This is a genomic window from Flavobacterium sp. Arc2 (assembly GCF_041431385.1).
Classification (GTDB): Bacteria; Bacteroidota; Bacteroidia; order Flavobacteriales; family Flavobacteriaceae; genus Flavobacterium.
On the sequence record NZ_JASMRH010000011.1, the window covers coordinates 15,548 to 37,667 of the forward strand.

A 22,120-nucleotide genomic window follows, 5' to 3' on the forward strand; every position below is an offset into this window, starting at 1 on the left:
AATGATATGCTTTTAATTTACAAAACTAAAGTAATAGTAAAATCTATATTTGTGGTGGTAGTGTCTATCTGCTGCTCTACTTTATATGCACAACAGCAACCCGCTGATTATGTCAATCCTTTTATTGGGACTTCTAATTTTGGGGCTACTTATCCAGGGCCTATTGCACCTAGAGGAATGGCTAGTATTAGTCCGTTTAACGTAGCGGGTGCGCAAAATTTACCTTTAGAGAAAGACAGTCGCTGGTTGTCTAATCCTTATGTTCATGAAAATACTTTTTTAACAGGATTTTCTCAGGTGAATTTAAGTGGGGTTGGTTGCCCTGATTTGGGTGTTTTATTGCTGATGCCCACCACAGGAAAAGTAGAAACAAATCATTTAAAATACGGTTCCACTTATTCTGATGAGGTGGCAAAAACGGCTTATTACAGTTCGAAGATTGATAAATACGATATCAAAGCAGAGTTTACAGCTTCAAAACGTGTTGGTGTAAGCAGATTTACTTTTCCCAAAGGGCAATCTAATATTCTACTGAATCTTGGAGTGGGCTTAACCAATGAAGAAGGCGGAATGGTAAAAGTAGTCTCGGCGACTGAGATTGAAGGCATGCGCAATGTAGGTTCGTTTTGTTATAATAGTCCAGAAGATGCTTATCCAGTTTATTTTGTGGCTCAATTTTCTAAACCTGCTGATTCATTTGGAGTTTGGAAAAAACCTGCGAAACACGAAGGTGTTGAAGCACAATGGATGGGATATAATGGTAAAATGCGCATGATGGATAACAATACTAAAATGGTTGTTGGAGATAGTATTGGGACTTATTTTACATATCAATTTGATAAAACAGAAACTGTTGAAGTGAAAATAGGTGTTTCTTATGTGAGCATTGCTAACGCCCGTGAAAATTTAGAAAATGAAACAGCAAATAAAACATTTGATGTCGTTTACAAAGAAACTTACAACGAATGGAATGACTTACTTTCTAAAATTAAGGTAGAAGGTGGCACAAAAGAAGATAAAATAGTTTTTTATACAGCCTTGTATCACACTTTAATTCATCCTAATACTTTAAATGATTCTAATGGAGAATATCCGGAGATTAAAACGGGCAAAATAGGTAAAACAGAAGGAACGAGATATACGGTTTTTTCACTTTGGGATACTTATAGAAATTTGCATCAGCTGATGTCATTAGTATATCCAAAACAGCAGTCTGACATGATAAAAAGTATGTTGGAAATGTATGATGAAAATGGATGGTTGCCTAAATGGGAATTGAATGCTACAGAAACTTTTACTATGGTGGGTGATCCAGCTAGTATTGTTATTGCTGATACGTATTTGAAAGGGATTCAAGATTTTGATGTGCAAAAGGCATACAAAGCCATGCTTAAAAGCGCTGATCAAATAGAGAATAATCCGTTGCGTCCAGAATTGAAAGATTATATCGAGAAAGGTTTTGTTACTACAAAAAACAAAGGATCGGTGTCTACTACTCAAGAGTATAATGCTTCTGATTATGCTATTTCGCTTTTGGCGAAAGCCTTAGGAAATAAAAAAGACTATGAGCGTTTTAAAAATCGTTCGTTATCGTACAGAAAATTATATGATAAAAATTTAAAATTATTGCACCCAAGAACAGAGAACGGTAGTTTTTATGAGCCGTTTGATCCATTATCTGGCGCTAATTTTGAAGAAAATATTGGTTTTATAGAAGGTAATGCTTGGCAATATGCTTTTATGGTTCCGCATGATATTAATGGATTGGTGAAATTGATGGGAGGTAAAAAAGGATTTACAAATCAACTGCAAAAACTTTTTGATAACAACTATTTTGATATGGCTAATGAGCCTGATATTGCTTATCCTTATTTGTTCAACTATGTAAAAGGAGAAGAGTGGAGAAGTCAAGAATTAGTAAAAAAATTGATAAAAAAATATTTCCAAAATAAACCAGACGGTTTACCAGGAAATGATGATACAGGTACAATGTCGGCTTGGTTAGTATATTCGATGATGGGAATCTATCCTATTGCGCCAGGCGATCCAAAATATACTATTACGACGCCAGTTTTTGATAAAATTACTATTGAATTAGATTCTAAATATTACAAAAATAAAAACATAGTTATTGAAAGAGAAGCTAATACTAATGGTAAAATCAGTAAAATAGAATTAAACGGAAAAGGCTACGATAGTTTTTTTATAACGCACGATGATTTTGTAAATGGGTCAACATTAAAAGTAATTCAAAACTAAATAGGAGTAATAAAGAAGATAACTACAGTTTAACAAGTGACTGGAAAGAAGAGAATATAAAATCGATCACCTAACATTTTATAATTTTAAAAAGATTAAGTATCGAAAAAAATAAAGACTCATGATGAATAAGTTAAACGTTTAGCATCTTCCTTAACGAATTGAACTCCACAAAAACGTCTAAATGTACTGACCGTGTAAAGAGTTTTCTAGGACCTTAATGCTATATTCAGAACAAAGTCAAATAAAGAAACAAGACTATTGAATTAAGAATGTACTAAATAGTTTAAGTTGTATATGAAAAAGGAGGCGGTGAAAACCGCCTCCTTTTATTTTTAGTCATTGTCCCGTCCTGTAATTGCGGTACACAAAAATCAGCTTAATGGAAAAACACGCCATGTGAAGTTTACTCAAAAAGAGTGCTCAATGTCTTTTAAATTACAAATTGTTCAAGAATTTGAACAAGGTCAGCTTACTGTTGTAGAAGCAATAAAGACTTATGACATTCAAAACAGATTAACCTTTTTTTATAAGAAGAGCTAGTTTTTTAAATATTCGAAAATAGTATTTAAACAGCATCTTTATCTATACGTAAAAATATTTTTTTCTCATTTCTATACTGCAGAATCCTTTAATCTTGGTGAATAATTCTCTAAAATCAAATCATTGAAAAACAGTGAAAAAAAGTTGTTACTGAAGAGCCGAATGAACCATAAAAAGGGGCTGATTATACATTATTATGGCTGCTTAAAAATGAAAATATTCTATTTTTTTTAACAAAAAATCTTTACCTAAAAAACTTTTAAGCACGACTATTTTTTGATTGATACGATTTTAGGGCAGTTTGCTTTTCTCATCTTATAATTATTTTATCTATAAAAAAAAGGAGTATTAAATGAAGTATTAACTTATTTTAAAATAATACATCGTTTGAGTTAGGGTAAAAAAGAATGTAGGGTTTATGTTTTTTTCTGGTAGAATTGATTTTTTTCAATGTGATTTAGCTGTTTTTACTCCTTGTAAGTTTGGTTATTTTTAACATTTCATTTCTGTTAAAGGAAGCCTTTTTTAACGCTGAAAATTTCTGACGAAAATAACGCTTTTAGATGCAAAATAGTTTAAAAAATGACTAACACCTTTTGCAAATTGTTATTGGTCGAAATAATATGTGAATAACGAATTATAAATTTAGTTTTAACAAACTATTAACCTTAAGTTAGAGGTTTAACTATTAATCTAAAAACTAAACTATGATTAAAAAAGTATTAAGACTACTGCTTATTTTTTGCATTTTCGGTTTCCAGTATGCCAATGCACAAACAACAGTGTCAGGGACAATTAAGGATGGGGGTAGTGGTATGACATTACCGGGAGCAACCATTCTTGTGAAGGGAACGACAAATGCGGCTTCGTCCGATTTGGATGGAAAGTATAGTATCGAGCTAAAAAATGAGAATGCAATTCTGCAATTTTCATTTATGGGTTATGTTACCAGTGAAGTTTCAGTTAAGGATAAAACTGTAATTAACGTTTCATTAGTTCAAAGTGCAGAATCTTTAAGCGAGGTAGTTGTTACCGCTTTAGGGATTAAAAGAGAAACTAAGTCACTAGGTTATTCTATAACTGAAGTAAAAGGAGATGCAATTTCTTTAGTAAAAGAAACAAATGCTATTAATGGTCTACAGGGAAAAATTGCAGGTGTAAATATCACAGGAAATGCAACAGGAGCTGCGGGCTCAAGTAGGGTTATTATTCGTGGTAATACTTCATTAACAGGAGATAATCAACCACTTTATATTATTGATGGTATGCCAATGGGGAACGACACTAATGGCTCAGCTAGTATGTGGGGTGGTAATGATGGTGGAGATGGGATTTCCAGTATTAATCCAGACGAAGTCGCTTCTGTTAGTGTTCTAAAAGGTGGTGCTGCAGCAGCTCTTTATGGATCAAGAGCAGCTAATGGTGTAATTATGATTACTACTAAATCAGGAAAAAGTCAAAAAGGATTAGGTGTGGAATATAGTTCTTCATTGATATTCGATGAGGTTAATTCATCACTTCAAGATTTCCAAAAAGAATACGGGCAGGGAACTTTAGGAGTTGCGCCAGCTACGGAAGCGATGGCTTTTGATAATCCAAATTCTTCATGGGGAGCTAAGTTAGATGGTTCTAATGTTGTAAATTGGGATGGGGAATCAAGACCTTATTCTTATGCAGGAAACAATGTAGATAAATTCTATAGAACAGGAGCAACTTATATCAATACTGTTGCAATTTCTAACTCTAATGAAAAATCTAATTATAGATTCTCTTTATCGGATTTATCAAATGATGATATTGTACCAAATTCAGGTCTTAACAGAAAAACGTTCTCTTTAAATTTAGGATCTGTTTTGGCAAATAAATTAACGTTAGGTACAAATATTAAGTATATTAGAGAGAGTACTAATAACAGACCAAGGTTATCAGATTCACCAGGGAATGCAAACTATTCTGTTGCCGTTTTACCAGCAAACGTTGATATAACAACAATGAACCCTGGAGCAAATGCAGATGGTTCAGAGAGAGGAACATCTAATAATATTTATTCTACAAACCCTTACTTCGCAGCTTATAATTTCAGAAATGAAGATCAGAAAAATAGAATTATTGCTTCTGCATCTTTGAAATATGATATTCTAGATTGGTTATATCTTTCTGGTAGAACAGGTATAGATGAATATACTAGAAAAGCTACTGCTGTAGAGCCATGGGGTACTGCTTATAAGACAGAAGGAGGAATGAATGAAGAAGAAAAAAGATATACTCAAACGGATTCAGATCTTATGATGGGTGTCAATAAAAACATTACTAAAAATTTCTCTACAAATTCAATTATTGGAGTTTCTAGTAATACTCAAGAGAGAGAGCAGTTAAAACTGAACGGAGATCGATTTATTGTGGCAAATTTAGAGACTGTCAAAAACACAAAAGATCAAAGTACAGAATATGCTTATAGTAAACAAAAAATGAGTTCTATTTATGGTTCTTTTGGATTTGATTACAAACAAATAGTCTATTTAAATTTTACTGCTAGGAATGACTGGTTTTCAACATTATCCGCTCCAGGAAAAACTAGTCCTAATAATGATTTATATACATCTGTTAACTCAAGTGTAATACTTAGCGATGCGTTTGAATTACCAAAGTGGATAAGTTTTGCAAAATTAAGAGCTGGTTATTCTGAATTAGCTGGCGGAGCACCAAATCCTTATTCATTAGGTTTAACTTACGGGATTTTTGGACAAGGACATTTAGGTCAATCTTTAGGAGGTATTTCTAATAGTAGTATTCCTAATGGAAACCTAGTTCCTTATAATGTAAATGAAATTGAATTTGGTTTAGATACTAGATTATTTGATGGTAAATTATCAATTGATTTAGCTTATTATGACAAAACTACTACCAAAGATATTGTAGAAGTAAGTGCTTCAGAAACTTCAGGATATGGAAGTTCAATAGCTAATTTAGGTGAAATTACCAATAGTGGATTTGAAATGCTTATTTCAGGGGATCTAATTAAAACGCAAAAATTCAAATGGACTTCAAGCTTTAATTTTGCTTATAATAACGGAAAGGTAGTGGCAACAAATGCAACAAATTCTGATATTAATTTAGGTCAAGCTCGTAGTCAAAATGTACAAATTAGTCATATTGTAGGTCAACCTTATGGTGTAATTTATGGAACGTCATACGCTCGAAATGATGATGGAATGATTATTTATGAGATTGATTCTGATGGTGTTCCAAGAGCAAAAGATGGTGGAAATAAACAATTAGGGCAAGGAGTTCCTCCTTACTCAATGGGTTTAAACAATTCCTTTACTTATAAAAACTTTAATGCATCATTTCTAATTGATGCTAAATTTGGAGGTCAAATATATTCAGGAACAAATGCTGGAGCAGTGGGAAGAGGTCAACATAAAATGACATTAGAAGGTCGTGAAGACGGATTAACTGTTAATGGTATTGATGATGCGACAGGTTTGCCTTTCACAACAACTGTTGCTCCTAAAAATTTAGCTACTTACTGGGGTAGAATTTCAGGTATCGCTGAGGAGTTTGTTGAGGATGCTGATTATATTAAATTCAGACAAGTAAGTATTGGGTATAATATTCCTCAACAGTTTTTAAAGAAAACATTTTTAACTAGCGCTAATATTTCAGTAATAGGAAAGAATTTGTTTTATATCCAGAGAAGTATTGATAATATTGATCCAGAAGCAGCTTACAGTAATGGTAACGCTCAAGGTCTTGAATATTATGGATTACCTTCTACAAGAAGTTACGGAGTTAGTTTAAATGTCAAATTTTAGAAGATATAATTATGAAAAAAGTAATTTTTAAATTATTACTATTATTACTAGTATTTACATCGTGTGATAATGGTTATGAAGAATTAAATGTTGATCCAACAAAATCTTCTCAAATAGATGCAGCAAGTAAATTGACAGCTACACAATTGAGAATGTCAGGGGAGCGTTACGAAGCATGGAGAGCAAACTTAATTTACCAATCGACTATGATGCAGCACATTGCAACAACAGCTAGTTATTGGTCTGGAGATAAATATTTCTGGAATAAAGGGTATGCGTCTTCATTATGGGATCGCTATTATTCAGGTCCAGTAAAGGGGATTGAGGATATTTTAGCACAGTTAAAAAAGGAAGAACAACCTGCTGAAATGATTGCTATTGCAAGAATTCAAAGAGTCGTAATTTACCAAAGGTTAACTGACTTGTATGGAGATATTCCTTACAGTGAAGCTGGAAAAGGATATTTAGAGGGGGTTTTAACGCCTAAATATGATTTGCAAAGCGATATTTATGCAGATATGTTAAAGGAACTGGAAGAATCAGCTGCTGAATTAAGTACTGGAACTTCAAAATGGGGAGCTGCTGATTTAATTTTTAAAGGAGATCAAGCGAAGTGGAAAAAATACGCTAATTCAATGATGTTACGTTTAGCGCTGCGCATGATTAAAGTTAATGCTGGCGGTGCTCAAGAATGGGCTACCAAAGCTATTGCAGGAGGAGTGATGACATCAAATAGTGACATAGCTTATATCCAGCATACGCCAGGTCCTGAAGGGATTAATAAAAATGGTAATGGAGAAGCTTTTTCAGCAGATAGTAATCCAAGATTAAGTAAAACTTTTGTAGATTTTCTTAATGGAGATCCTAGGCTACCAATTTTAGGAGCTAGAAGAAGTGACAAAAGCACTATTGTTGCTAATTTGAAAGGTCTACCTAATGGTTTAGATTCGGACCTATTAAAGGCTGCAACTGGTGAGGATAATACAAATGCATACGCAGAACCTAATAGGGCAATAATTACAGGTGAAGATGCACCAATGTTTTTCCAAACGTACGCTGAAGTTGAATTTATGTTAGCTGAATCTGCTTTCAGATGGGGGTTAGCAGGTGGAAATGTAGAATCTCATTATAATGCAGGAGTTACTGCAGCAATGAAATATCTTTCGATTTATGGATCAGCAGCGACTATCTCAGATGTGAAAATCCAAGACTATTTAACTAATAAGCCTTTTGTTGCTGCAAATGCACTACAAATGATTGGAGATCAATACTGGGTAGCAACATTCTTAAATGAATATGAAACTTTCGCTAACTGGAGAAGAACAGGTTTTCCTAATTTAGTTCCGGTAAACTATCCTGGAAATGAAACTAATGGAACCATTCCAAGACGATTGACATATACAACTAGCGAACAAGTTGTAAATCCTACAAATTATGCTGCAGCAATTGCAGCTCAGGGACCAGATGTACTTACTACAAGAGTATGGTGGGACAAATAATGAAAATATTTTCAGTTTAGTTATTAAAAAGGGAGTGGTTTTACCCTCCCTTTTTTTATTATAGACAAATATGATCAATAAAATAAACTGTTTTTTTGTTTATCACAGACCCTTAATAAAGGTTGACTAATAAACAAACTGCAGCGCAAAATAATATAGGAAACTATCCTGTTTTGAAGTAAATACCTATAAATTAAACTCAATACATTCGTTTATAAATTATTAGGAGATCTTTAATATATTCTATTCAATAAGTTAGTAATAGTGGGTATTGCAGGTCAATCACAATAATAAATAATCAAATAAATTTTTAATAAAGAATAATGAAAAATATTTGTAAGTTTTATTTTCTCCTTTTACTAGTATTTCTTACAAGTTTTACTAAGAAAAATGTTTTAACAGTACGATCCCCAAACAAACAAATAGAAGCAACCATCGAAGTTTCTGATGATGCTGTTCACTATTCTATTAAGTATAAGAATACTCCATTTATCAAACCCTCAAATCTAGGATTTGAGTTCACAGGAGTAAAAGCATTAAATAAAAATTTAGAAGTGATAGGATTTGAAAATAGTAATTCAAATACAACATGGTCTCAAGTATGGGGTGAAAATAAAGAAATACTTGATAATTACAATCAACTAAAAGTTGAGTTACAAGAAAAGGACGGGCTAAAGAGAAAAATGAATATTATATTCAAAGTTTATGATGATGGTATAGGTTTTAGATATGAAATTCCTAAGCAACAAAATATTGATAACATTAGTATAACTAAAGAGTTAACAGAATTTAATTTTATAAAAAATCATACAGCTTGGTATATACCAGCAAATTTTGATTCCTATGAAATGTTATACAAAAAAGCACCAATATCTGATGTTATTAGCGCTAATACACCCATAACATTTGAAACTACCGATGGATTTTTTGCGAGTATTCACGAGGCTAATTTGACTAATTATGCAGACATGACTTTATTGAAATCTGAAAATAATTCATTTTCTTTTCAATGTAATTTAGTTCCGTGGCCAGACGGAGTAAAGGTAAAAACTAAAGCTCCTATGGAGACACCATGGAGAACTATTCAAATTACTGATAAAGCATCGGAATTAGTAGAATCTAATTTAATTTTGAATTTAAATGAGCCTAATAAGCTGGAGGATACTTCGTGGATTGAACCTATGAAATATATTGGTATATGGTGGGGAATGCATATTGGGACTCAAACTTGGACTTTGGGTGAACGCCATGGTGCCAATACGTTTAATACTAAAAAATATATTGACTTTGCTAGTAAGCATAATATTAAAGGTGTTTTGACAGAAGGTTGGAATACAGGTTGGGAAAATTGGGGTAAAAAAGATGCTTTTGACTTTGTGACTCCTTATGAAGATTTTAATTTAAAAGAAATTGCGGAGTACGCAAAATTAAAAAATGTAAGTTATATAGGTCATGTAGAAACAGGAGGTGCCGCAGAATCCTTTCAAGAAAATTTTGATAAAATCTTTTCAATGTACCACGATTTAGGAGTAAAAACGGTAAAAACAGGATATGCAGGAGGCATACAAACAAAAGGACAGTTTCACCATGGTCAATTTATGGTGAATCATTATGATGCAGTGGTAAAATCAGCTGCAAAATACCATATCATGATTGATGCTCATGAGCCAATTAAAGCTACTGGTATTAGACGAACATACCCTAATATGATGACAAGAGAAGGAGCACGAGGCATGGAGTGGAACGGTTGGAGTTCTGGAAATCCCCCTGATCATCATACAATATTACCTTTTACAAGAGGTTTAGGCGGGCCACTTGATTATACCCCTGGTATATTTGATGTTTTATATAAAAACGCTAAGAATAGAGTAAAATGGAATGACTTAGACGATGGAACTTCTAGAGTAAACACCACTATTGCTAAACAACTCGCTTTATTTGTTGTTTTGTACAGTCCATTACAAATGGCCTCTGATCTTATTGAAAACTACGAAAATCAGCCCGCTTTTAAATTTATTGAAGATCTAGGAGTTGATTGGGAAGTTTCAAAAGTAGTAAATGGTAAAATTGGAGATTATATTACTGTTGTACGAAAAGATAAATTGAACGGTAATTGGTTTTTGGGTAGCATCACCAATGAAAATGAAAGAGACTTGAAAATACCTTTAACTTTTCTAGAAAAAGACACAAATTATCGTGCTGAAATATACGCTGATGGAGAAAATACCAATTGGAGAACAAACCCACAGGAAATAGAAATTTCTCAAAAGGAGGTTAATTCAAAGGGTGTTCTCGATATTAAATTAGCCGCTGGTGGTGGACAAGCAATCAGGTTTGTACCAATTAAATAATAATAGAAGGGCCAATTAAAAAAAAGAATGACTTAAATTTAGCCAAATTTATAAAATATTAATTTAGCTACTTCAAAAATAACTTGGCAAACGTTTAGTAAACATGTTTTAAAGTAAATCTGTGAAAATTTTCGCTTCTCATCAATTTAAAATACTAATAGGTATTAATTAAAAAAAAGTATAATGTTTCCAAAACACAGTAAAATAGCTTTCTCAGCAATTATTGCACTCAGCACATGGTTTGTTCAGCCAAGTTTAGGGCAAAACAAAAGGGATAAGCAACCCAGTTTAGATTATAGTCAATATGTAAATCCCTTTATAGGGTCCGCTGGACACGGACATGTTTTTGTAGGAGCCAATGTGCCTTTTGGAGCAGTTCAACTCGGACCCGTTAATGTGTTTGAAGGTTGGGATTGGTGCAGTGGTTACAATTATGCCAGTAATACTATTTTGGGTTTTACTCATACCCATTTGAGCGGCACTGGAATTGGAGATTTGAATGATATTTTACTATTGCCCATAACTGGAAAAGTACCACTTACAAAAGGAACAAAAGAAGATATGGGGCATGGTTACGGATCTTATTTTTCGCATGAAAATGAAATCAGTAGGCCTGGATATTATAGTGTTTTATTAGATAAATATAATATTAAAGCAGAATTAACAGCGTCTGAAAGAGTAGGGTTCCATAAATATACCTTCAACTCAAAAGAGGAATCTCATGTTTTATTGGATTTGGCTGATGGTGTGGGTTGGGATAAACCAATGAAGACATTTATCAAGAAAACGGGAAAAAATAGTATTGAAGGTTACCGTCTTTCAAAAGGATGGGCTGAAGACCAACGCGTATATTTTGCTATGGAATTCTCAGAGCCTATTGTAAATATTTCGCTCTATGACAGTATTTCTGTTATGAAGGGAAGTGAAGGGGAAGGTATTCGAATGAAAGCTGTAGTTGATTTTAATTTGAATAAAGAAAAAACATTATTAGTTAAAGTAGGGATTTCTCCAGTAAGTTCTGAAAATGCTTTGGCAAACATAAAAGCGGAAATTCAGGATTGGGATTTTGTAAAAACAACGCAGAAAGCCAAAACAAAATGGAATACTGAATTAAACAAAATTCAGATTACGGCAGATGAAAACACGAAGAATATTTTTTACACGGCCTTATATCATACTATGTTTGCGCCTTCTATTTTTAACGATGTAAATGGCGATTATAGAGGAACGGATAAAATTATATATAAAAAAGCGGGTTTTACAAATTACACGACTTTTTCACTTTGGGATACTTACCGTGCTTTACATCCTTTATTTACGATTACACAACCTGATAAAATCAATGATATTGTAAAATCGTTTTTGGCTATATACCAGCAACAAGGAAGACTACCGGTTTGGCACTTGATGGGGAATGAAACCAATACAATGAACGGAAACCATTCGATAGCTGTTATTGTAGATGCTTATTTTAAAGGTTTTAGAGACTATGATGTGGATTTAGCTTATGAAGCCATCAAAAAAACTTCAATGCAAACGCGTGCAGGAATGAACTATGTACAAAACCTGGAATACATTCCCGCTGATGTTGAGCTGGAAAGTGTAGGAAACGCATTGGAATATGCTATTGATGACTGGTGTGTTGCCCAAATGGCAAAGGAAATGAACAAGCAAGATGATTATGAATATTTTTCGAAAAGAGCCAAATTATATGAACAGTATTTTGATTCTAAAACTGGGTTCATGAGAGGGAAATTAAAAAATGGTCAGTGGCGAGAACCTTTTAACCCGCTTTCTTCATCACATAGAGAAGATGATTATGTTGAGGGTAATGCATGGCAATATACTTGGCTAGTACCGCAAGACCCATACGGTTTAATGAAATTATTTGGTGGTGATGACAAATTCACTCAGAAACTAGATACTTTATTTACGTTAGAAGAAGGTGTCGTAGGTGATAATGCTTCACCGGATATTAGTGGTTTTATTGGACAGTATGCACAAGGAAACGAACCAAATCACCACATTCCATATTTGTATGCTTACGCAGGTCAGCCATGGAAAACAGCAAAATTAATTCGAGATATTGCAGATACTTTTTATACTTCAAAAGCCGATGGTCTTTGCGGAAATGAAGATTTAGGGCAAATGTCTGCCTGGTATGTACTATCGTCTATGGGATTCTACTCTGTTAATCCAGCCAATGGGATTTATGTTTTAGGAAGTCCTTTGATGAACAGCGCTACTATAAATCATAAAAATGGAATTTCTTTTAAGATGACGGCAGTAGATTACAGCAAAGAAAATAAATACATTCAAAAAGCTGAATACGAAGGGAAAGCATATACTAAGTCTTACATCACACACGAAATGATAGTAGAAGGAGGTGAATTGAAATTATTTATGGGGAGTGTCCCTTCGCCATCTTGGGGTGTAAAAAAAGAAGATAGACCTATGTAGATTTATAAGTGTAGTGAGTTAAAATTGAATATAGCATCAACTGTAGTCCAATTAGTAAAATAAGAAACCGAAAGCATGAAAATTTTTAAAATTGAATCTTATATGAAAAATATATTTTATTTAGTACTGTTTTTTTCTCTTTCGTCCAGTACAATGGACAAATCCAGACTTGTTTTAAATGTTATGACTTTTAACATTCGATACGACAATCCAGATGATAATTTAAATAACTGGAAATATAGAAAAGAAGCAGTTGTAAAATTGGTTCGTTCCGAAAGAATTGACATTCTTGGTGCGCAGGAGGTATTAGTGAACCAATTAAAGGATATATCTAAAAAACTACCAGAATATGCTGTTATTGGAGTGGGTAGAGAAGATGGAAAAGAGAAAGGCGAGTTTAGCCCTATTTTTTATAAGAAAGACAAATTTACAGTAATGAAATCAGGGTACTTTTGGTTGAGTGAAACCCCAGAAAAACCTTCAAAAGGATGGGATGCCGTTTGTGAACGAATAGCAACATGGGCAAAATTTAAAGATAATGTTACAGGAAAAAAAGTGTTTGTACTAAATACTCATTTTGATCATATAGGTACAGTAGCCAGAAAAGAAAGTGTCGCGTTAATAAAACAAAAAGTAGCATTATTAAGCACTGGTTTGCCTCAGGTTATTATGGGAGATTTTAATGTTGAACCTGAATCGTCGGTGGTCAAAAAAATGCTTGCTGCTACAGACTCGATTACCCTTTTTGACTCAAAAGTGTTGGCTTCAAAGGTATATGGATCAGCTTGGACTTTCAATGGATTTGGAGCAATTCCGATTAAAGAACGAAAGGTTATTGATTATATTTTTGTGAATAAAGAGATAAGTGTTAACAAATATTATGTCTCTGCCGAGACTGTGAATGGAGTTTTTTTGTCTGATCATGCTCCGGTGTTTATCAAAGTTTCTTTATAAAGTTATATAAGGTTTTTTGAGAATGAATTTTAGATTATTAAAGTAAAATAATAGGTTAACAATTTATAAATAAAGGATAATAATGATAAAAAGGAATTTAATTTTATTGGCAATGTTTTTTTTGTTTTTTCAATCAAATGCTCAAACGAATAATATTGACCCAGTAGACTATGTAAACCCTTTGATGGGAACACAATCAGCACATAACCTTTCTAATGGTAATACTTACCCTGCAATTGCCAGACCCTGGGGAATGAATTTTTGGACGCCTCAAACGGGTAAAATGGGAGACGGCTGGATCTACACATATACTGCAGAGAAAATTAGAGGTTTTAAGCAAACGCATCAACCATCGCCATGGATGAATGACTACGGTCAATTCTCCATTATGCCTGTCACTGGAAAATTATCTTTTACAGAAGAAGACAGAGCAAGTTGGTTCAGTCATAAATCAGAAATTGTTAAACCTTATTATTACAGTGTCTATCTTGCGGATTATGATGTAACAACCGAGATAACTGCCACGGAACGTGCGGCCCATTTTCAATTCACCTTTCCTGAGAACGAGCAGTCGTCAATAGTTATTGATGCTTTTGATAAAGGATCGTATGTAAAAATACTTCCAAAGCAGCATAAGATTATTGGATACACGACTCGTAATAGTGGGGGGGTGCCAAGTAATTTTAAAAACTATTTTGTTCTAGTATTTGATAAGCCATTTGAAACAAATTATACTTGGAGCGGTTCCGTTCTGGAACGCAATAAGTTAGAGTTGACTGATGATCATGTAGGAGCGATAGTGAGTTTTAAAACTAAAAAAGGGGAGAAAATCAATGCGAGGGTTGCTTCTTCATTTATTAGTTTTGAGCAAGCCGAACTGAACTTAAAGAGGGAATTAGCTAATGTGCCTTTTGAGCAAACCGTTGCAGCTTCTAAAAAAGAATGGAATAGCGTTTTGGGTAAAGTAGAAGTTGAAGGAGGAAGTGATGATCAGCTCAAAACGTTTTATTCGTGTTTATATCGTACTGTCTGTTTTCCACAAAAACAATATGAAATAGATTCCAAGGGGGAAATTGTTCATTATAGCCCTTACAATGGCAAAGTGTTGCCGGGATATATGTATGCGGGTACTGGTTTTTGGGACACGTTCCGCGCCTTGTATCCTTTGTTGAATTTAGTGTATCCTTCAATAAATAAAGAGATGCAAGAAGGCTTGATTAATGATTACAAAGAAGGTGGCTTTCTACCAGAATGGTCAAGTCCAGGATTTAGAAACGTAATGGTGGGGAATAATTCGGCGTCGGTGGTTTCAGATGCATATATAAAAGGACTACGTGGATATGATATTAACACATTGTATGAAGCATTGCTAAATGGCGCGAATAATGAAGGGCCAATGGACGCGGTGGGTAGAAAAGGGGTAGAGTATTACAATACTTTGGGTTATGTTCCGTATGATGTACAAATCAATGAGAATGCTGCACGAACATTGGAATATGCCTATGATGATTTCGCTATTTGGAAATTAGCCAAAAAACTAAACCGTCCTAAAAAGGAGATAAAGTTGTTTGAAAAACGAATGATGAATTATAAAAACGTTTTTAATCCATCTTTTGGACTAATGAGCGGTAGGAATAAAGACGGGAGTTTTCCCGCCGATTTCAATCCATTTAAATGGGGTGATGCTTTTACCGAAGGAAACAGCTGGCATTACAGCTGGAGTGTTTTTCACGATATTCATGGACTTATTGGTTTAATGGGAGGGGAAAGTAAATTCACAGATAAATTAGATTCGGTATTTACTATGCCTCCGGTTTTTGATGAAAGCTATTACGGTTCTGTAATTCATGAAATTCGTGAAATGCAAATAATGAATATGGGGCAATACGCTCACGGAAATCAGCCTATTCAGCATATGATTTACCTTTACAATTATGCAGGGCAGCCATGGAAAACACAGTATTGGGCAAGAGAAGTAATGGATCGTCTCTACAAGCCGGAGCCAGATGGGTATTGTGGTGATGAGGATAATGGACAAACTTCTGCTTGGTACGTTTTTTCTGCGATGGGTTTTTATCCAGTTTGCCCCGCGACGGACGAATATGTTTTGGGTGCACCATTATTTAAGAAAATAACGTTGAATTTAGAAAACGGTAAACAGCTAATTATAAATGCTCCAAATAATTCTGATAAAAATAAATATGTCAAAGAGTTAAAATGGAATAATACCACGTATAGCAAGAACTATATTAATCATTTTGATTTGCTAAAAGGAGCGACTTTAGATTTCGAAATGGTTGAAACTCCTAACAAAGAAAGAGGAACATCGGAAACGAGTTATCCCTATTCCTATTCAGCACAAAAAAAATAGAATGCCATACAATCACGTAAAAGTTATTAAAAAATACCCGGGTTTTATCAGCAGGCTTACTGGTAGTACAGGCACAAGTTTTACCTATACATTAGCCATTATATTCTTAAATAATAAGCATCAGGTACGCAGTTGTTGTGACTGTAATACTGACAAAGTACTATTCCATTAGTTTATAGTTATAAAGGCTCAATTTTTTTTACAGGGCACTAAGTTTGAAAAATGAAATTATAGTTAATTAAAAATAATAAGATGAGTAATCGCAGAAATTTTATAAGAACAGCAGCAGTGGCTTCAGTAGCAGTTGCATTGAATTCTTTTGGAGGGAAGCCCGAAAAGGAAAATGTAGTGCTAAAAAAAATAAAAAAACCTATCGTGCTGTCTACTTGGAGATTTGGTATTGAAGCTAATGAGGTTGCTTGGCAAATTTTGAAAAATAAAGGACGTGCTTTAGATGCTGTTGAGGCGGGTGTAAAAGTTCCAGAAGGTGATCCGAAGGAGCGAAGCGTGGGCTATGGCGGACGTCCCGACAGAGATGGGCGAGTAACCCTCGATTCTTGTATTATGGATGAGCAGGCTAATATTGGTTCGGTTGCTTGTTTAGAATATATTAAACATCCTATTGCTGTAGCTCGTGCGGTGATGGAAAAAACACCTCATGTGATGCTAGTGGGTGACGGCGCTTTACAGTTTGCATTATCTCAAGGATTTAAGAAAGAAAATTTATTGGTCGAAGAGTCTGAAAAAGAGTGGAAAGAGTGGCTGAAGACAAGTCAATATAAACCTATTGCCAATATTGAAAATCATGATACCATTGGGATGATTGCTTTGGACGCTAACGGTGATCTTTCAGGAGCTTGTACTACTAGTGGGATGGCGTACAAAATGCATGGACGAGTTGGTGATTCTCCTATTATCGGCGCAGGTTTGTATGTTGATAATGAAATTGGCGCGGCGACTGCGACTGGTCATGGGGAAGAAGTGATTCGGATTTCTGGTTGCCATTTGGTTGTCGAATTGATGCGTCAGGGAAAATCGCCACAAAAAGCATGTGAAGAAGCTGTTGACCGAATCGTAAAATTGACCAAGAAGAGGAACAAGGAACTAAAAGATATACAAGTGGGTTTTATAGCCTTAAATAAACAAGGAGAATATGGCTCTTACTGTATTCAAGGAGGGTTTAATTATGCCGTTCATGATGACACTGGAAATCGATTAATTGATGCTAATTATTTTATGAAATAAAGTGAATGTACCTGATTTTTAATGTATTGAGATTCTAATAAATTTCATTTGAACTTTAGAATAAAATAAATAAGTATCGATGAAAAAGTATCAACTGGAAATCGCGTGTTTCAATATAGAGTCAGCACTGATTGCACAAGCAAACGGTGCGGATAGGGTAGAATTATGTGCTGAAAAGAATGAAGGAGGTACAACTCCTGATTTCAAAACTGTTGCAGCTGCCAAGGAGCAACTTGCTATAAAATTGAATGTAATGATTCGTCCTCGTGGAGGAGACTTTGTTTATTCCTATGATGAATTTAAACAAATGAAAGCAGAAATTATTGCATTTAAAAAACTGCAAGTAGATGGTTTTGTTTTTGGGATTTTAGATAAAGATGGTAACGTAAATAAAGTACAAAACGCAGCATTAGTAAAATTAGCCTATCCGTATCCTTGTACATTTCATCGCGCTTTTGATGTAGTGAAAAATATTGATGAATCTTTAGAAGCGATTATTGAATGCGGTTTCACAACTATTCTGACTTCTGGGCAAGAAAAGAATGTTGTGGAAGGGATTGAAATATTATCTGAACTAGTTAAAAAAGCAAACAATAGAATTGTGATTATGCCCGGAGGCGGATTACGTTCGTCAAATATTGGTTTATTAAAGAAAAATACAAATGCCTTCTTTTATCATTCTTCTGCTATTGTCGATTTAAGCGAAACGGCGGATGGGGATGAGATTAGGGTAATAAAAAACATTTTAAAATTGTAATTATCCATCTTTCAAGTAACCTAAGTTTCAAAAGAAATAGAACCAAAATACTATAGAAATCATAAAATGTATTTGCTATAAAAGTGTCGGTAATTAGGGGATTCGTATTAAGATCCGAGCGCTCAATTTTTTTGACTAAATAATGTGATGGTTTTGAAATGGTACATATCAAACGTAAAATGTTTTAAACGATTTAAGAATTAATTATAGTTCAAAAAAACAGGATAGTAAATTATGAAAAATATTTTAATGTTATTACTTGTTGCTTTTGTATCAAATGCTCAAATTAAAAAAGAGCAACTGGATTTGATGCCATGGCCTCAAAATATAAATCTAAATGAAGGTGTTTTTACCCTAACAAAAAACTTCAAAGTTAATATTACCGGGGATCCCAACTCGAGGGTTTTCGTGGGTGCCACCCGTTTTTTGCGCAGGCTAGATGGTAGAACTGGATTATTTCTGGAGCAGGGATTCGTTACAAATACCAATGAGTTTCCATCGGCTGAATTACAAATAAACTGCGAGAGGAGTGGTGTCTTAGGATTAAATGAAGACGAAAATTATGTATTGAAGGTGGAGCCTAATATAATACGGATTAATGCTACCAATGATCTTGGCGCACTGCATGCTCTGGAAACCTTACTACAACTACTGCAAAACAGCAGTACGGATTTTTATTTTCCAACGGCTGTTATTTCGGATAAGCCACGATTTGCGTGGAGAGGATTGATGATCGACGTAGCCCGACACTTTCAGCCAGTCGATGTCATCAAAAGAAATCTTGATGCTATGGCTGCTGTTAAAATGAATGTTTTTCATTGGCATTTGGTCGATGATCAGGGTTGGAGAATTGAAGTGAAAAATCATCCGAAACTTACAGAGCTGGGGTCAGATGGAGATTATTATACTCAAGAAGAAATTAGAAGCATCGTAGAATATGCAGATGAAAGGGGTATTATGGTTGTTCCAGAAATTGATGTTCCTGGACATGCGTCGGCGTTATTAACTGCATATCCTGAATTAGGGAGTCAAAATAATAATTTATCGAAAGGGATTTCAGAACCCAACGAGCAAACGTTAGTGAACTATTCGATCGAAAGAAATGCGGGTATTTTTACACCTACGTTAGACCCTTCGAATCCCAAAACATATCAATTGTTAAGTGAAATTTTTGATGAAGTTTGTCCTTTATTCTCCGGAGACTATTTCCATATTGGAGGCGATGAGAACGAAGGAAAAGATTGGGATAGCAATCCTGAAATACAAGAGTTCAAGAGGGAAAATAAGTTATTAAATAACCACGAATTACAAACCTATTTTACGATGAAATTGGTTCCAATGCTAGGAGAGCATAACAAACAACTAATGGGGTGGGAGGAAATAATGACAAAGGACATGTCTAAAAGCGCTATTATTCATTCGTGGAAAGGAGTAAACGAAGGGCTTTCAAAAGGTAGTTCTATTTTAGCAGCGGCAAGAAATGGTTACAAAACAGTTTTGTCAAATGGATATTATCTTGATTTGATGCAAAATATTGAAGATCATTATTTGAATGATCCAATACCTAAAAATACCGTTCTAAGTTTAGAAGAAAAAGAACGAATATTAGGTGGAGAGGCCACCATGTGGAGCGAGTTAGTAACTTCTTTAACGATAGATTCTAGGATTTGGCCTAGAACGGCAGCAATAGCGGAACGATTATGGTCGAGTCGTGATATTACTGACTTGAATAGTTTGCACAAAAGGATGAAAGCGGTTTCCTTCCATTTAGAAGAGCTAGGAATAACACATTTGAAAAACAAAGAAGTACTCTTGAGAATTATTAGTAATAATCAGGAAACTAGTGGTCTCAAGGACTTTTCTAATGTTTGTGAACCATTAAAGATTTATACACGAAATAGTGGAGGAACCGAATATCAGACCTATTCACCATTTACATTATTTGCAGATGCCTGTACTGCTGACGCTTCTGATGCCTATGATTTTAATGTAGTTGTAAATAATTATTTGGCGGATAAAAGTGTCGAAAATCAAATTGCACTAACTAGTTATTTCAGGAAGTGGATTAGTATGAATTCGGATTTAGTGGAGGTGAGTGCCAATGCACCTTTGGTTCAACCACTTTTGCCTTTGTCACAAAGTCTAAGTGATATTTCAGTGCAAATTTTATTGGCCCTTGAGAAAAAGAAGACGGACTCTTCTGTTCTGAGTAATTTATTAGAGGAATGCAACGCTAAAAACCATGCAGATGTAGAACTGGCAGTGTACTCCGGTTTAAAAAAAATGGTGACATATATAAATTTAAGTGACTGAAAACCAAATATAGAAATTGCATTAATGGAAATTTACAAATTCAACTATTGTTTAATAAGTCAAACCCCTTCATTTAAATTCAAATAAACAATAATTAATTGCTGATGCGAGATGGTCAATGCGTAAAGGTTAAATAAAGGCGACTTTAAATATTGAGTAGTGAATGTTTGTGTCAAACTTTCATTCTAAAATAAAGTTTCTTTAATGCACATCGAACATTTGGTTTTAAAAGATACTTTGGAATGTAATTTAAGAATGTTTAGCCAAAAAAATAAGTGTCTGGGTACTGATAACATGTTCATAAAAAAACAGAACCGTTAAACAATTACGGTAAAGTTACAGGATTGACATTAGAGACCTATATACAGTTTTTCAATTCGATAAAAATAATTGTTTGCGTCCACTAAACACAATGATATGATAATGAAATTAGTTTCTTCGTCTATACTTTTTTTTGTACTGCTGTTTTCAGGCACTATGTGCTCACAGAAAATTATTACTACTATAGACGGCCCTAAAGAGGTAGGACCAGATACTCTTTCTCATTGGGTTAAAAAAAATCGCATTGGATTTGATATCTCTGAAATTGCCTTTGTTAATTGGAATGCAGGTGGAACTAGCTCTATTTCTGGATTATTAAAAGGTAAATTTAATAGGGTATATACGAAAGACAATTACAATTGGACAAACGAATTAATTGTACGTTATGGCTTAAATAAACAAGATGGAATTGAATTGCGAAAAACGGAAGATGTACTGCAGTTAAATTCTGCTTTAGGCTACCGTCATGACACTGTGTCGAACTGGTATCATACAGCCAAATTTAATTTTTCTACCCAATTCACGGATGGGTATGCGTATCCAAATAAGGAAATATCTGTATCGAGACCTTTTGCACCTGCTTACATTTTTTTAGGGATTGGAGCAGAATATGCTACAAAAGACAAGCACAAATTACTTTACTTATCTCCTTTTACTTCCAAAATAACAATGGTGTCTGACCAAAGATTAGCTAATCAGGGTGCTTTTGGTGTTAAAAAAGCACTGTATGATCTGGATGGAAATTTAATTACTGAAGGAGAAAAATCAAAATTGGAACTTGGTTTTCTGTTAACAAGCTTTTATAAAAAAGAAATATTAAAAAACATCACTATTGAAAACAGAATTAGTTTGTATTCGGATTATATAAATAAATTTGGCAACATTGATGTAGATAATGACCTTTCATTAGAATTAGTGGTAAATGAACATGTAAAAACAAACATTGGAATTCATATTATCTATGACGATGATATAAAAGCCAAAGAAGAAATCAATGGAATGCAAGTTACCTTAGGACCAAAAACGCAATTAAAACAAGTTTTAGGAGTGGGAATAATTTATAATTTCTAATGAAAGCTTTTTTCTTTTAATCTGTAATCTCATTATGAATCACTTTCCGGCTCCAATATTTGTCGGTTATAGTCATATTCTAGATATACAAACTAAACTATAGCTTAAGTTAAGCTACAGTACAAAACTAGAAATTGAAAAATCACTTTATTCAAATTTGT

The 22,120-nt window shown here is 34.0% G+C and carries 11 protein-coding genes; all 11 read left to right on the forward strand.

Going from position 1 to position 22,120, the window contains the following annotated elements:
- The first annotated feature begins 6 nt into the window (after positions 1-6).
- The 11 genes from QO182_RS09230 to QO182_RS09280 all read left to right on the forward strand — a co-directional run bounded on the left by QO182_RS09230 (position 7) and on the right by QO182_RS09280 (position 21,959).
- The gene (locus QO182_RS09230) at positions 7-2,259 is read left to right on the forward strand and encodes a GH92 family glycosyl hydrolase (protein WP_371561144.1); all 2,253 of its coding nucleotides are present in this window, start codon (positions 7-9) and stop codon (positions 2,257-2,259) included.
- A gap of 1,250 nt (positions 2,260-3,509) precedes the next feature.
- Positions 3,510-6,617: a SusC/RagA family TonB-linked outer membrane protein gene (locus QO182_RS09235; protein WP_371561146.1), complete on the forward strand. Its 3,108-nt coding sequence runs from the start codon at positions 3,510-3,512 to the stop codon at positions 6,615-6,617.
- 11 nt (positions 6,618-6,628) lie between these two features.
- Positions 6,629-8,116: a SusD/RagB family nutrient-binding outer membrane lipoprotein gene (locus QO182_RS09240; RefSeq protein ID WP_371561148.1), complete on the forward strand. Its 1,488-nt coding sequence runs from the start codon at positions 6,629-6,631 to the stop codon at positions 8,114-8,116.
- A 323-nt stretch (positions 8,117-8,439) separates the two neighbouring features.
- A complete protein-coding gene (locus QO182_RS09245) occupies positions 8,440-10,467 on the forward strand; it encodes a glycoside hydrolase family 97 protein (RefSeq protein ID WP_371561150.1) in 2,028 nt (675 codons plus the stop codon).
- 183 nt (positions 10,468-10,650) lie between these two features.
- The gene (locus QO182_RS09250; RefSeq protein WP_371561152.1) at positions 10,651-12,927 is read left to right on the forward strand and encodes a GH92 family glycosyl hydrolase; all 2,277 of its coding nucleotides are present in this window, start codon (positions 10,651-10,653) and stop codon (positions 12,925-12,927) included.
- A 102-nt stretch (positions 12,928-13,029) separates the two neighbouring features.
- The gene (locus QO182_RS09255) at positions 13,030-13,881 is read left to right on the forward strand and encodes an endonuclease/exonuclease/phosphatase family protein (protein WP_371561154.1); all 852 of its coding nucleotides are present in this window, start codon (positions 13,030-13,032) and stop codon (positions 13,879-13,881) included.
- 82 nt (positions 13,882-13,963) lie between these two features.
- Positions 13,964-16,252 (forward strand): GH92 family glycosyl hydrolase, encoded by a 2,289-nt coding sequence (locus tag QO182_RS09260; protein WP_371561156.1) that lies wholly within the window; start codon positions 13,964-13,966, stop codon positions 16,250-16,252.
- A 252-nt stretch (positions 16,253-16,504) separates the two neighbouring features.
- Complete coding sequence (locus QO182_RS09265) at positions 16,505-17,497, forward strand: isoaspartyl peptidase/L-asparaginase family protein (RefSeq protein ID WP_371561158.1); 993 nt, start codon at positions 16,505-16,507, stop codon at positions 17,495-17,497.
- 79 nt (positions 17,498-17,576) lie between these two features.
- Positions 17,577-18,254, forward strand: a complete 678-nt coding sequence (locus QO182_RS09270) for a copper homeostasis protein CutC (protein WP_371561160.1) — start codon at positions 17,577-17,579, stop codon at positions 18,252-18,254.
- Positions 18,255-18,488: 234 nt separating this feature from the next.
- Positions 18,489-20,567 carry a beta-N-acetylhexosaminidase gene (locus tag QO182_RS09275; protein ID WP_371561162.1) on the forward strand — a complete coding sequence of 693 codons (2,079 nt, stop codon included), beginning with the start codon at positions 18,489-18,491 and terminating at the stop codon, positions 20,565-20,567.
- Positions 20,568-20,990: 423 nt separating this feature from the next.
- Entirely contained in the window at positions 20,991-21,959 is a 969-nt protein-coding gene (locus QO182_RS09280) for a DUF3078 domain-containing protein (RefSeq protein ID WP_371561263.1), read from the forward strand.
- Positions 21,960-22,120 lie beyond the last annotated feature (161 nt).

Coding starts and splice junctions, on each gene's coding strand:
- QO182_RS09235 (WP_371561146.1), top strand. CDS start 3,510: ATGATTAAAAAAGTATTAAGACTACTGCTTATTTTTTGCATTTTCGGT.
- QO182_RS09255 (WP_371561154.1), top strand. CDS start 13,030: ATGAAAAATATATTTTATTTAGTACTGTTTTTTTCTCTTTCGTCCAGT.
- QO182_RS09265 (WP_371561158.1), top strand. CDS start 16,505: ATGAGTAATCGCAGAAATTTTATAAGAACAGCAGCAGTGGCTTCAGTA.
- QO182_RS09275 (WP_371561162.1), top strand. CDS start 18,489: ATGAAAAATATTTTAATGTTATTACTTGTTGCTTTTGTATCAAATGCT.
- QO182_RS09245 (WP_371561150.1), top strand. CDS start 8,440: ATGAAAAATATTTGTAAGTTTTATTTTCTCCTTTTACTAGTATTTCTT.
- QO182_RS09280 (WP_371561263.1), top strand. CDS start 20,991: ATGAAATTAGTTTCTTCGTCTATACTTTTTTTTGTACTGCTGTTTTCA.
- QO182_RS09250 (WP_371561152.1), top strand. CDS start 10,651: ATGTTTCCAAAACACAGTAAAATAGCTTTCTCAGCAATTATTGCACTC.
- QO182_RS09240 (WP_371561148.1), top strand. CDS start 6,629: ATGAAAAAAGTAATTTTTAAATTATTACTATTATTACTAGTATTTACA.
- QO182_RS09260 (WP_371561156.1), top strand. CDS start 13,964: ATGATAAAAAGGAATTTAATTTTATTGGCAATGTTTTTTTTGTTTTTT.
- QO182_RS09230 (WP_371561144.1), top strand. CDS start 7: ATGCTTTTAATTTACAAAACTAAAGTAATAGTAAAATCTATATTTGTG.
- QO182_RS09270 (WP_371561160.1), top strand. CDS start 17,577: ATGAAAAAGTATCAACTGGAAATCGCGTGTTTCAATATAGAGTCAGCA.